Source organism: Flavobacteriales bacterium (assembly GCA_020635395.1).
In the GTDB taxonomy this organism is placed as follows: domain Bacteria; phylum Bacteroidota; class Bacteroidia; order NS11-12g; family UBA9320; genus UBA987.
Genome location: JACJZV010000002.1, coordinates 664,780 through 678,569, shown reverse-complemented (window position 1 = coordinate 678,569; position 13,790 = coordinate 664,780). Strand labels below are relative to the sequence as shown.

At 38.8% G+C, this 13,790-nt stretch carries 11 protein-coding genes; 9 read left to right on the top strand and 2 right to left on the bottom strand.

What is annotated here, in order from left to right; translation table 11 throughout:
• Window positions 1-21: 21 nt before the first annotated feature.
• The 5 genes from H6607_09115 (at window position 22) to H6607_09095 (ending at window position 6,344) form a co-directional block, all read left to right on the top strand.
• The gene (locus tag H6607_09115) at window positions 22-1,482 is read left to right on the top strand and encodes a cysteine--tRNA ligase (protein ID MCB9262520.1); all 1,461 of its coding nucleotides are present in this window, start codon (window positions 22-24) and stop codon (window positions 1,480-1,482) included.
• 4 nt (window positions 1,483-1,486) lie between these two features.
• Window positions 1,487-2,470 (top strand): M28 family peptidase, encoded by a 984-nt coding sequence (locus tag H6607_09110; GenBank protein MCB9262519.1) that lies wholly within the window; start codon window positions 1,487-1,489, stop codon window positions 2,468-2,470.
• Window positions 2,471-2,519: 49 nt separating this feature from the next.
• Window positions 2,520-3,308: a tellurium resistance protein TerC gene (locus H6607_09105; GenBank protein MCB9262518.1), complete on the top strand. Its 789-nt coding sequence runs from the start codon at window positions 2,520-2,522 to the stop codon at window positions 3,306-3,308.
• 3 nt (window positions 3,309-3,311) lie between these two features.
• Window positions 3,312-5,009 (top strand): AAA family ATPase, encoded by a 1,698-nt coding sequence (locus H6607_09100; GenBank protein ID MCB9262517.1) that lies wholly within the window; start codon window positions 3,312-3,314, stop codon window positions 5,007-5,009.
• 63 nt (window positions 5,010-5,072) lie between these two features.
• Entirely contained in the window at window positions 5,073-6,344 is a 1,272-nt protein-coding gene (locus tag H6607_09095) for an HlyC/CorC family transporter (GenBank protein ID MCB9262516.1), read from the top strand.
• 285 nt (window positions 6,345-6,629) lie between these two features.
• On the opposite strand, the gene H6607_09090 is transcribed toward H6607_09095, so the two are convergent.
• Complete coding sequence (locus H6607_09090) at window positions 6,630-7,139, bottom strand: HIRAN domain-containing protein (protein ID MCB9262515.1); 510 nt, start codon at window positions 7,137-7,139, stop codon at window positions 6,630-6,632.
• Window positions 7,140-7,160: 21 nt separating this feature from the next.
• The gene (locus tag H6607_09085) at window positions 7,161-7,541 is read right to left on the bottom strand and encodes a hypothetical protein (GenBank protein MCB9262514.1); all 381 of its coding nucleotides are present in this window, start codon (window positions 7,539-7,541) and stop codon (window positions 7,161-7,163) included.
• 82 nt (window positions 7,542-7,623) lie between these two features.
• Here H6607_09085 and H6607_09080 point away from each other — a divergent pair, with 82 nt between their 5' ends.
• The 4 genes from H6607_09080 to H6607_09065 all read left to right on the top strand — a co-directional run bounded on the left by H6607_09080 (window position 7,624) and on the right by H6607_09065 (window position 13,789).
• Window positions 7,624-8,619 carry a WYL domain-containing protein gene (locus H6607_09080; GenBank protein ID MCB9262513.1) on the top strand — a complete coding sequence of 332 codons (996 nt, stop codon included), beginning with the start codon at window positions 7,624-7,626 and terminating at the stop codon, window positions 8,617-8,619.
• 62 nt (window positions 8,620-8,681) lie between these two features.
• Window positions 8,682-9,530, top strand: coding sequence for an OmpA family protein (locus tag H6607_09075; GenBank protein MCB9262512.1), 849 nt, complete (start codon window positions 8,682-8,684; stop codon window positions 9,528-9,530).
• Window positions 9,531-9,539: 9 nt separating this feature from the next.
• Window positions 9,540-10,295: a hypothetical protein gene (locus tag H6607_09070; protein ID MCB9262511.1), complete on the top strand. Its 756-nt coding sequence runs from the start codon at window positions 9,540-9,542 to the stop codon at window positions 10,293-10,295.
• Window positions 10,296-10,366: 71 nt separating this feature from the next.
• Complete coding sequence (locus tag H6607_09065; GenBank protein ID MCB9262510.1) at window positions 10,367-13,789, top strand: T9SS type A sorting domain-containing protein; 3,423 nt, start codon at window positions 10,367-10,369, stop codon at window positions 13,787-13,789.
• Window position 13,790 lies beyond the last annotated feature (1 nt).

The window sequence follows — 13,790 nt, the reverse complement described above, 5'->3', positions numbered from 1 at the left end:
CCTTTTTGATAAATTTGCCCGATGCAATCAGAGCTAAAGGTTTATAATTCGCTTACCCGTCAATTGGAAAAGTTTGAACCACTTGCTGCCCCTTTTGTGGGCATGTATGTGTGTGGCCCTACAGTATATAGCGAAGTACATATTGGAAACGTCCGTACATTTACCTCGTTCGATTTAATCTATCGCTACCTAATTCATTTAGGGTATAAGGTGCGTTATGTTAGAAACATTACCGATGTGGGTCATTTGCTGGATGATGAGGAGGAGGACAAAATATCAAAAAAAGCACGGCTTGATAATATAGAACCCATGGAAGTTGTTCAAAAATATACGGTCGATTTTCATAACACCATGAACCTTTTTAATGCCCTGCCACCAAGCATAGAACCCACGGCTACAGGACATTTGATTGAGCAAATAGAAATGGTTCAAAAAATATTGGATGCTGGCCTGGCGTACGTATCAAATGGTTCGGTTTATTTTGACGTGTTGGCCTATAACAAGCAACAAAATTATGGCGAGTTGTCCGGCAGAAATGTAGAGGAATTGATGTCGAACACCCGTGATTTGGATGGACAAGGTGACAAAAAAAATGCCACCGATTTTGCAATTTGGAAAAAGGCAGAACCTCAACACATCATGAAATGGCATTCGCCCTGGAGTATTGGTTTTCCGGGTTGGCACTTGGAGTGTTCGGCCATGAGTACGAAATACTTAGGTCATCAGTTCGACATTCATGGCGGTGGAATGGATTTAAAATTTCCCCATCATGAGTGCGAAATAGCCCAAAATCAGGCATCAAACGGGCAGAAGGGAGTAAAATATTGGTTGCATACCAATATGCTCACATTCAATGGCAGAAAAATGGCCAAAAGTGAAGGCACAGGCGTAACTCCAAAACAAATGATGGAAGGCAGCCATCCGCTGCTTACTCAAGCCTATAGCCCAATGACCATAAGGTTTTTTATGCTTCAGGCACACTATAGGAGTACGCTCGATTTTAGCAACGAGGCTCTGCAAGCATCCGAAAAAGGATTAAAACGGTTGTTGGATGCCATAGATGCACTACCCACGCTATCAACTTCCTCAACTTCTTCGATTGATGTAAACGCCTTAAAAACAAACCTTTATGATGCCATGAATGACGATTTTAACTCGCCGGTTGCTGTTGCACATTTATTTGAAGCTGTAAAATGGATTAATCTCATCAAAGATGGTTCGCAAACCATTTCGGCAGAAGATTTAAGTCAATTTAGCACACTTTTAAATCATTTTGTATTCGACATTATGGGTTTAAAAAATGAAAAATCGGCCACAAATTCTGATAAGGTAGATGGTTTAATGCAATTTATTTTAGAGTTAAGAAGCGAGGCCAAGACTCGAAAAGATTTTCAAACATCTGATGAAATAAGAAATAAACTAAGAGAGCTAGGTTTTGAAATAAAAGATGGAAAAGAGGGGGCTACCTATTCAATTATTTAACAAAATGAAAATCAAAGAATTAATAACAATCAGTTTGGTTATAGCGATGTTTTTTCCTTCCTGCACATCGGATGGAGGTAAAACAGACAACGACAACCCTAATAAAATTAAACCTCCGGTAAAAACGACAGTACAGGTTCAGTTTAATGGCGATTCGGCTTATAAATATGTGGCCGAACAAGTTGCCTTTGGCCCCCGTATTCCTCGAACTTCGGCACATGCAAAGACATTGAACTACCTCCGAAATAAGTTGAGCCAGTTTTGCGACACGGCATACATTATGAGCGGAAATCATACCTCCGAAGCGGGTCAGGTTTATGACATAAACAACATTATTGGCCAGTTTAACCCCCGAAGCAAACAACGGTTTGTGCTGGCTGCCCATTGGGATACACGTTCAAAATCTGATGAAGACAAAGTAAATCCAAATAAAACTTTTGACGGAGCCAATGACGGGGCAAGCGGGGTTGGGGTGCTACTTGAAATTGCCCGCCAATTGCAGACATTAAAACCAAAAACCGGTGTTGATATTATTTTCTTTGATCGAGAAGACGATGGAAATGGAGGAGATGCCACCTCTTGGTGTTTGGGTTCTCAATACTGGGGAAATTGGGCAATGGACAACTATTATGTGGCTCAAAACGGAATATTGTTGGATATGGTTGGTGCTAAAGATGCCACATTTGCTTACGAAGGATTTTCTGCCCAATTTAATCAGAACTTAATGCTCAAAATTTGGAATACGGCAGCCGATTTGGGATATGGAAGCATATTTTTAAAGACAAACGGAAGCCAGGTAACCGATGACCATTACTACATGTCGAAATATGGGGGTGTACCTTCAGTTGATATTATTCACTACAACCCCAATACCCGAAATCACTTTCCTGACCATTGGCACACCCAACAAGACAATATGAGTGTGATTGATAAAAACACGTTAAGTGCTGTGGGACACACTGTGCTGCATGTAGTGGTAAACCATTAAGTAAGAAATCTAAAAATCCATTAGCTTTGCCCGGCATCAAAAGAAAATAATGGGCGAATTATTTACACTCAACAATCTGATAGACATTGTGGTTCTGATTTTGCTCGAAACTGTGTTGGGTTTCGACAATTTGCTATACATCTCTATCGAATCGCAAAAGGCACCGGAAGAAAAGCAAAGTTTTGTACGAAAATTGGGCATTTCCATTGCCATTGTGCTGCGTATTGGCCTTGTTTTTTTACTTATAAGTTTAATCGAAAATGTAAACAAATCGTTGTTCGATTTTGAGTTTGGCCAATGGCTTTCGGGTCATTTCAATGTGCACAGCATCATTGTTTTTTTTGGTGGAATTTTTATCATCTACACAGCCATAAAAGAAATTTGGCACATGCTGGCACCAAACGCCGAAACAGAAAACGAAAAAGCCGGTGGAGGCCGAAAATCGGTAGGCAATGTGCTGATGTGGATTTTGCTGATGAATGTTGTTTTTTCGTTTGACAGCACATTGAGTGCCTTGGCCTTAACCAAAAATAAATGGGTAATAAGCATTGCGGTGGTGGTGAGTAGTTTACTTATGGTATGGCTGACTGATAGAATAACCATTTTCTTAAAAAAGAACAGAATGTATGAGGTGTTGGGGTTATTTATACTGTTCGTGGTGGGCATTATGTTGCTTACAGAAGGCGGACATTTGGCACACATAAAAATTGCCGGAAACGAAATAACACCCATGAGCAAAACCACTTTTTATTTTGTAATCGTAATTTTGGTTTTGATAGATGTGGTGCAGAGCAAGTATCAAAAAAATCTCTCTAAAAAGGCCGAAAGCAATCACTAAACTATGCTACAGAGCCAAGCCTTAGCCATTTTAAAATCAGGTAAAAACGTTTTTCTGACAGGCAGTGCCGGAACCGGAAAAACATACGTTTTAAACCAATACATCAACTATTTGCTTGAGCGAAAAGTGGGTGTGGCCATTACGGCCAGCACGGGCATTGCCGCCACCCACATGAATGGGCAGACCATTCATAGCTGGAGCGGAATTGGCGTTAAAGACCATTTAAACCACAACGATTTACGGAAACTTTTCGAAAAAAAATATATTCAAAAAAACCTCGAATCTGTCCGGGTGCTAATCATAGACGAAATATCTATGTTGCATAAAAACCAATTGGATATGGTAAACGAAGTGTTGCAGACATTTAAAACCAATTTCAACGAGGCTTTTGGGGGCATTCAGGTCGTTTTTTCAGGAGATTTTTTTCAACTACCACCCGTAACAAAAAATGAAGAATTAAACCGAGATAAGTTTGCTTTTATGAGCAAAACCTGGGTTGACACCAACTTGACCATCTGTTATTTAACCCAACAATATCGGCAAACGGACAATGAGTTAAACGAAATTTTAAATGAAATACGCACTGGCGAAGTCTCACAAAAAAGTATGTCGTTGCTTGATGATGCCGTGTATAATCGGTTTAGCCAAGAACCTACCAAACTTTATAGCCACAATTTTGATGTGGATAGAATAAACCATGAAGAACTCGAAAATTTGGCAGGGGAAGAAGTCGTTTTTTCGGCAGAAACCAAAGGAAATCAAGGTCTTGCAGAAATGTTGCAAAAATCTGTGTTGGCACCAGACAGGCTGGTTTTAAAAGAAAATGCCAGAGTAATGTTTGTGCGAAACAACTACGAAAAAGGTTTTATGAACGGAACCCTGGGCGTGGTGGTAGGTTTTAGTGGCGAAACAGGCCTGCCTATTGTGAAAACCGATGCAGGCCGCGAAATAGAAACCGACCGCGAAGTGTGGAGTATAAACAACGAAATGGGCAAGCCACAAGCCTCATTTATACAAATTCCATTGCGTTTGGCATGGGCCATAACCGTACACAAAAGCCAAGGAATGACACTGGACGCAGCCGAAATTGACCTAACCAAAACCTTTGAGCATGGGCAAGGATACGTGGCACTATCGAGGCTAAAAGATTTAAGTGGAATGAGACTTTTGGGCTACAACGAAATTGCCCTTCAGGTTGATTCGCTGGCTTTGAAAGCCGACAAACGGTTTCAGCAGTTGAGTATAGAAGCTGAAGCAAGATATCCGGAGGCAATTTTGGAGAAACAATTCAATGTATTTATTCGTTCGTGCGGCGGGGTAACCGACCTGCAAGAAATTGAACGATTGAAAAATAAAAAGGCAGCCAAAGAGAAAAAAATAAGCACTTACGAACAAACCAAAGAGCTTTTTGAAAGAGGTCTGACGTTGGAAGAAATGGCTGAAAACAGAGGGCTTACCACCGGAACTATCGTGAGCCATTTGGTTACACTAAAAACAAAAGGAACAAAATTAGATTATGACCGACTGAAATCTGATTTGGAAGGTTTTGACGAAATAAACACGGTTTACGAGAAACTAAAATCAGAAGGAAACCCAGAAAACTTTACCGAGGATGGCATTGTTCGTTCAAAAGTTTTGTTCGACCTATTGAATGGAAAATTTTCGTATGAAAATTTAAATTTGTTTAAGCTTTTTGCTTGATGCAGATACCGGAAATCAAAACCTATTAAAATCATTACATTTGCAACGGTTTTAACCCCTTGTATGGACGAATCCGGTTATTTAGTCATCATCATTACCTTACTGCTTTCTGCCTTTTTTTCGGGCTTAGAAATTGCTTTTTTATCGGCCAATAAATTGCGTATTGAGCTAAAAAGCAATCAAGGAGTAAAATGGGCTCAGATATGTGCAGGATATATAAAAACACCATCCAAATTTATAAGCACCATTTTGGTCGGAAACAACATTGCCATAGTTATTTATGGCATTTTCATGGAGCGGTTTTTGGGTGATACCATTTTTAAGTGGATAAATTTTTCTGCTGAAGGATTTGGTAGAATGTTGCTCATTACCTTGTTCTCCACCATCATTGTGTTGGTGGTGGCCGAGTTTATGCCCAAAGCTTTATTTAGGATAAATCCGAGCGGTATGTTGAGTATCTTCATACGCCCTTTCCGTTTTTTTGCCTGGATTTTGAGTCCCATTGTAAAACTTACTTTGTGGCTGGCAAAGGGCATTTTAAAACTAGTGCTTAAAAAGGAATTTACTGAAGAGAGTCCCACATTTAGCCGCATAGATCTGGATCACTATATAACTGAAAGTCAGAAGCATAAGCATGAAGACGAACGAGATGTGGACACCGAAATACTTAAAAATGCCCTCGATTTTGGTACGGTTCAAATTCGAGAATGTATGGTGCCACGAACCTCACTTGTGGCCATTGATTTGGATAGCTCTATTGACGAATTAATGGATTTGTTTATGGAAAGTGGCCATAGTAAAATTTTAGTTTACAAAGAAAATATTGATGATATAATTGGCTACGTGCATCATATCGATTTGTTTAAACAACCCAAAACGATAAGCTCGATTTTAATTCCGATATTGATAACCAACGAATCAAAATTGGCTAATGAAATGTTGAATGATTTTACGGTAAATCGTAAGAGTATAGCCGTGGTGGTGGATGAGTTTGGAGGAACGGCAGGTATTGTGACCACCGAGGATATAATTGAAGAAATTTTTGGAGAAATAGAAGACGAACACGACGACACTGACGATATTATAAATAAGAAAATCAATGACCTCGAATATGAGTTTTCTGCATCGCTCGAAATTGATTTTTTGAATGAAAAATATGGGCTACAACTGCCTATTGGAGATTACGAAACACTTGGTGGGTACATTATCAGTGAGTTTGAAAGCATCCCAGAAACTGGCGAAACCATTGATTTTGGTCGTTTTATATTTACCATTTTAAGTTCGCAAGAAAATAGAATAGAAACGGTTCATTTGCGAATACACTCGGGTAGCTAAACATGTTTTTCTTGACACTACACCATAAAGTGTGTAAGTTAAAAAGTTAGACTTTGATTTTATAACACTTCATATCTCAAACCGCTTTGTTTTTCCTTTACCATAGAATCTTGTTTTATTCTTTTTAATAATCTTCAACCCCGCAACACTTTATTATTGTTCTCATTCAAAACTTTCTTTAATAAATTATATCCCTCATGAACTCTCTACTCTGATAACTCCATATTATTTGCATCAACCTCTCCTTTTGCCCCATCATTCTGCAGAATACGAGACAAAAATTGGTCAATATTTTTTAGGTATAAACACCTCGTTTGCATCTCGAACACCCCGATACAAATCCACCATTTCATCGGCAGTTATTTGCTGTTTTTGGGGTGCATATACCGTTGGAAGAGACACCACCATTTGGGCAAATACCACCATTGAAAGTGCGTTTACAGGGCTAGTTTTTAAGTCGAGTCGGCTTATGTAGGTGTTCAGTTCCACACCTGCATCCAGCATATTGGCCAAGGCAATGTTTTCGTAGGCCGCTACATAGCCCAATTTTACCCCATTCCAAAAAATGGCAATGGCAAAGGTGTCGTAAATGTTTTCACTTTCTCGCCTCAACTCCAATTTGTCGCCCTCTTTTAGCTGGTGTTTTACATCATTAAAACCATACGCAAAAATGCCTCTAACAAAGTTGTCGTATATACGTATCGGTTCGTTTTTTACTCGTGCCAATCCAGTTGCAGGCATAACCAAGCCCGTAATACCAAGTCCCAGTTTTTTAATAAAATCGTTTCGTTGCATCTGTTTGTTTTTAATGATTTTTTAACCCAATAATTCTTGAATGTCTTCTTTTAGGCAGCTTCTCCAAAATGGTCTAATGCAGTTTCTCCAAAACTTTTTGCCTGCAATAGAGAGTTCTTTAAGCTCCCGACGCAACTCTAACAACAAAAATGCATTAACCTGTGGATGAATAAAAAATGGTTTCATGTTCCACCATCCAGGGTAATTTTGTTTTACATAGTTCCAAGCATCAGCCCATGAGTTAAACACCGGAAAAGACATTTCCAAATAATCGTAAACTTCTTCGCTGGTATCAAGAATATACACAAACTCGCCATTTGCATCGCGGTGTCGGCTTATGGCAATGGTAAACTCTGATGAACCTGCCTCAAAAAATCGTTGTTTAAATACGTTGTCTTTCATTTTCTCTTAATTTTGATTCAAAAAAAAGACCCCAAAATGCAGCCAGCTTTCATTTTGAAAAAAATTTAAAAAAATTTAAAAAATGGCAGCCAATAAGGAATCACTGGTAAGATATAGAGCAATAAATAGGTGTTTGATAGAGTATAAAATTGCAACGCAAGACAATTTAATTGATGCTTGCACAGAGGCAATTGGCACTTATGTCTCGTGGAGAACCATTGCCTCTGACATAAAAGCAATGAGAAGCAATGAACAACTTGGCTATTTTGCTCCCATAGAGACAGTAAAAGGTGAGGGATACAGATATGCCGAAAAAGGATATTCGATAGACAGTATTCCGCTAAAAAAAGAGGAGCTTACGGCCATTTCGTTTGCCGCCAATTTGTTGAAACAGTATAGCAATATTGAATTGTTTTCTACCTTTTCTGGTGCGGTAGAAAAACTGAGCGAGAGGGTAGATTTACACCTTAAACAAAACAATACCACCGAGCTTGGTCATATTATTTCGTTTGAAACCAGCACCGCTGATGGAGGCAGCAAGTTTATTAACGAAATGTTGCAACACATTCGGCAGCAAACGGCTATCGAAGTGGAGTATCATTCGTTTAGTTCAAACAAAACGAGCATTCAGGTTTTGCATCCTTATTTTTTAAAAGAATATCGAAACCGCTGGTATGTCATTGGTTTTCATGAGAAATATAAAGAGCTGCGAACCTTAGCTTTGGAGCGTATAAACTGGTTAAAACCCGATTATAAAACCACCTATCGACCGTCTAATTTTGATGCAGAAAGCTATTACCAAAATGCAATTGGTGTGAGTATCACCAATCAAAAACCACAAAAAGTTGTATTGGCAGTTTCTCCACAAGAATATCTTTTTTTAAAAACCCAACCTTTGCATCACAGTCAAAAAACCATAGAAGAATCTGAAAATGAAATAATTATTGAATTACATGTCATACTAAACTATGAGCTAAAAAGTCAATTGTTGTCGTTTGGCTCAGGAATAAGGGTTATTGAACCTCCAGAATTATCCGGCTTTATCAAAAATGAGGCGGCCAAATTGCTCCACAAATAATAGCAAATGTTTAAAAAGTGTTAAATTTCGCCGTTCAAATCAACAAGTACAAGTAGTAGTTTATGAACTCACGAATTTTTTTACCACTGGTCTTATTCTTTCTGCTTTTGATTGGTGGTTCGTATTATTATGTTTGTCATATAAAACAGGTTTGTCCGGAGAGTTGGAGTGCAAACAGTTCAAAACAGGCAACGCCAAATGACTCGGTTGCTACCGAAAAAACCCTCCCCCTATCATTTATTAAAAACTCTGCCGACCCCATTCAAGGCGATGGTTTTGAAGAATATATAAACAATCAAATAAACCGCCTTTCAGAGAGTGATACATTAATTATTGTGGGTCGATATTTTGATGGAGAAAATGAAAATATAGGCTTGGAACGTGCCGAAAAAGTAAAACTTTTGTTTGCCGACCGATTTGATGTTAATCGAATTAAAACGCAATCAGCTCATGACAATATTGTTACTGTCAGCAATTCCAAACCATTCGAGGGCGTTTCGTATAATTTTGTAAAACCAAACAACATAGAAAATCCCAACACAAATGAAAAACCTATGGTGGAAATTGATGGCGACAAAACAGTCATTCATTTTCCTTCAGGTTCTGTTGAAAAAATCATTACGGATGATGTGGAGCAATATTTGGACAATTTGGTGTCCCAACTGAAGCAATCCTCTAACTATAAGGTGTTTGTAGAGGGTCACACTGATAATGAAGGGGATACAGAATCGAACTATCAGTTGGGTAGAAAAAGAGCTTGGGTTATAAAAAAATATTTGATGGATAAGGGTCTTGAACCTTTAAAGATAATTACCTCATCAAAAGGCCAAACGGAGCCGGCAAGAAGCAATGACACCGAAGATGGCCGTGCCTATAATAGAAGAGTTATTTTGAAAATTGAAAAAAACTAAAGACGACAAATGACATTACTCGAAATTTTTGGACAAAACGTAACACAGGGTCCGGGTACCGAAACGTTTACCGACCACCTTATTGAAATTGTTTTGATGCTTTTGGCAGCATTTCTTTTAGGCTGGTGGATTAGCAGAATTTTGGCTTCTAGATATAAAAGAAAAGTACACGAACTAACATTGGAAATGGAGGGTTTGCGTGCTTCTTCGGGGGCATCATTAAATGTTTCGCACGACCTTGCATCTGCCCAAGAAAGGCTAAAAGGTCTCGAAAATAAAAATGCAGCCCTGCTTATGGAGTTAACATCTTTGAAAGAAAAATCTTCTGACAACTCTGTATTTGAGGCAAGAATAAAAACATTAGAACAAATAAATGCTCAGCTTAAATCGGATTTGGAGGCATGTAAAAACAAAATATCTCAATTTGCAGAACCCGCCCCAATTCGTGAAATTGTATCTGCCAAGCCCGAAACTATGGTGGTTAATGCCCCTGCTGCTGCACCGAGCCAAAAGGACGATTTAAAAAAAATAGAAGGTATTGGGCCAAAAATTGAAAAATTGCTCAATGAGGATGGAGTATTCACTTTTGCCCAAATGGTGGCCGCAGGAGTAGATAGAATTCAAGCGGTGCTTGACAAAGCCGGACCACAATTTAGAGTGCACGACCCCGGCACGTGGACAGAACAAGCAAAATTGGCGGCAAACGGACAATGGGATGAACTTTTGAGTTTGCAGGATATACTAAAAGGCGGCAAAAGAGTTTAAAAACCAACCGACTTCTGTAAAAATTATTTGTTCTTTTGCTAAAGTAGCCAAATATCCTCAATTTTGAGGGTATGATTAAAAGATTTATTTTACTGTTAGTGTGTGGGTTTAGCCTATCACAGGTTTTGGCACAAGACACCGTTTGGGTAAACACACTCAATTTTGGTGACATCACAAAAAGAAAAGGCACATACTCTTTTCCAGAAGCCGACCAGTATAGAAAAGTGCGAATGCACTATACATTAAAATGTGACCCCCAAACCAAACAAGACAACTACAATTGCGGCGAATGGGATTATTTGAGTTATGTAATTGTGCATGACAGCACCGGAAAAATCGACAGCAATAGGCTTGAACACAGCAATTTTATGCTTGGCGATTTATCGCCCGATATGTTTGAGTATGTAAAATCGCCCATATCAGATACATTTTACTATTACCAAATAATTAGAAAAATAGATTTAATCAACTCGTTAGATTCCACCACTATTGGGCTAGGAAAATCGAGCGAAAATCTTTTTGCCTCAGAAAGAACTCAATATCTTTACTCTGGTCAGGATTTGGCCAACGGAGGTTTAAAACCCGGAAAAATTACCTCCATTTCGTTCTTTAATTCTGGTCTTTCAACCCTTTCTGGCATCGTTGAGGTGTTGATGAGAAGCGAATCTGCTCCTATTTTAAATCGGCTAAATAACAATTCTCCAACCACTGTTTTTAAAGGAAAATTAAATGTAGTGAACGGAAAAAATGAAATTGTTTTACAAGACGCTTTTGAGTGGGACGGTTCATCAAATGTAGTGATTGAATTTGTTACCTATAACCTTAGCGGCTCTGCCAACATTTCTGTACTTACCGACCCTGCCATAAACTCTGCAATTTCTAACGTTTTGGGAGACAATTATTATCAAGTTAGTGCCAATGATTTTATGGATTTGGCCAATGCATCAACCGTTTTTTCAGGGGTCGATTCGTTCATCACCATCGCATTTTGGGCAAACGGGTCTGACGCTTTACCGGTCAACAATTCGTTTTTGGAAGCAGAAGATAAAGATGGAAACCGATTGTTGAACATTCACTTACCATGGGGAAATGGCCAAATTTTTTGGGATGCCGGAAACTCAGAAGGATATGATCGCATTAACAAAGCCGCCAATGCAGCCGACTATAAAAATGGTTGGAATCATTATGCGTTTGTAAAAAACAGCAGCACAGGAAGCATGAAAATTTATTTGAACGGAAACCTTTGGCACTCGGCAATAGACAAAACAGGTTTGATTGGAAAAATCGAACAGTTTAGAGTAGGTAGAGGAACCACAAGTAGCAATCAATATCAAGGAAAAATAGACCGAATTAATGTCTGGAAAACGGAGCTTTCTCAGGCTGAAATTGCTGATATGCTTACTAAAGAGATTTCATCAAGTCACCCAAAATTTGCCTCACTCCTTTTTTCTTTCTCGTTTGATAATTACAACGGCTCCACTCCATATTTGTTGGCCTCCGACTTTAATTCGTCCATCACTGCCAATTTAAAAGGCGACGTAACCATTAACTCATACCAAAATGAAGCATTTTTCCAAACAAAAAATACGGCTTATGTACCTAAAATGCAATTTGTGCAGGCAGATATGACTTCACATCTCGATTCGGTTCCATATTCCGAAATCAAGGCTCGTCCTATTACGATTATTGAAAAATTTGACGATGTAAACAACCCAACTCAAACTACCGGTTTTGATGCGGGCTATGCTTCCGGATATGCTTTCAGTTTTAATCCTAATGGAACCAAAAAGGACTCAACAATGGTTTCTTCTACTCATAGCATTATTAAAAAATTGAGTCCCTACTATGTTAAATTTGAGGTAGTTAATAATGTGGAAATTGCCAGATATATCACGCCTTATGGCATTGGGCTTGATTTGGGTCCAAATGGATTCAAATGGATTTATGATGTGACTGATTATGCCGATTTGTTGAATGGAAATGTGACAATTTCAGCCGGAAATCAACAAGAATTAATTGATTTGAAATTCGAAATGATTAAAGGTACACCTCCGCGTAATTTGATAGAACGGTCATATTACATTAATCGTGAAAGCCGAACCTATAAAAACATTGCCGATGATGTGTATTTTAAAAATGATACCATAGGCATTAACAAAGATGCCAAAACATTCAAACTCGTTACGCGAATAACTGGCCATGGCCACAACACTGATAACGACACAAAACCACACTGTTGCGAATGGGCCGACAAACAACATTATTTAAATATAGACGGTAAAAATGCTCTGCAATGGGATATTTGGCAAAACGACAAATGTGCTTTAAACCCCGTTTATCCTCAGGGTGGAAACTGGGCTCCACCACGTGCAGGTTGGTGTCCTGGTGCTCCGGTTGATGATTACAACTTTGACATAACTCAATATGTATCAGGAGAATCTGTGGCTTTGGACTACGAAATAGAACCCGTTCCAACAGACAATTTGGGTCAAGGAGGTGGAAACTATGTGGTTTCGATGCATTTAATGCAATATGGGGATTACAACTTTGAAACCGATGCCACTGTAGAGGAAATAATTAGCCCAAACAATTGGGAATATTACAGCCGCATCAACCCAACTTGTGCTACACCCAAAATCAGAATTAGAAATACCGGAAAAAACACCATTGAACAAGTGGTTGTGAAATATGGTGTTATTGACGGTTATGCCATTTCATATCCTTTCAACATTACCTTAAAATCAGACGAAGCTACTGATATAGACCTTCCCTTTGCCTTGTGGGCATATAACACCACCTATAAAGGCAATACGTTTTATGCTGAAATCATTTCCGTAAACGGAAAGACAGACGACTATGCTATAAACAACCGAGCCGAAGCCAACTACAATATTCCGGGTGTTGCTCCTCGCAGTTTCGATGTTTTCTTTAGAAACAACAGCATTGAAGATGCTACAGTTCAAATATTTGACGACCAAGGCAAAGTAGTTTATGAAAAACTGGATGCTCCCGCCGGGCAATTGTTTAAAGAAACCGTTACTCTAAACCCGGGATGCTATAAAATGGTTTGTAAAACTGAAAACGAATTTGGTTTAACCTATCCGTTAATACCACAAATTGGCTCAGGTTTGATTCGTTTTTACTCGGCCTCTAACGGATATATTCAAAACTTTAATGCCAACTTCGGAAAAAGCATTGAATATTATTTTACCGTGGCTTGGGGCTTGGGTGTTGAACCCGTTTTGTCGGATAAATGGCAGGTTTATCCAAACCCTACCAATGGGCTGATAACCTTGAGCAGCGATGGCGTGGTTGAAGCCAAAGATGTTTCTATTTTGGTAACAGATTTATCGGGCAAAAAAGTGTACGAAGGTTTATCAAGTACTGATGGAGGTTTGATTCAGATAGATTTACAAGGCCAAGTGCCGGGCATTTATTTTCTTGAAATGATTGAAAACAATCAGCGAAGTGTACATAAAATTGTAATTCAATAAA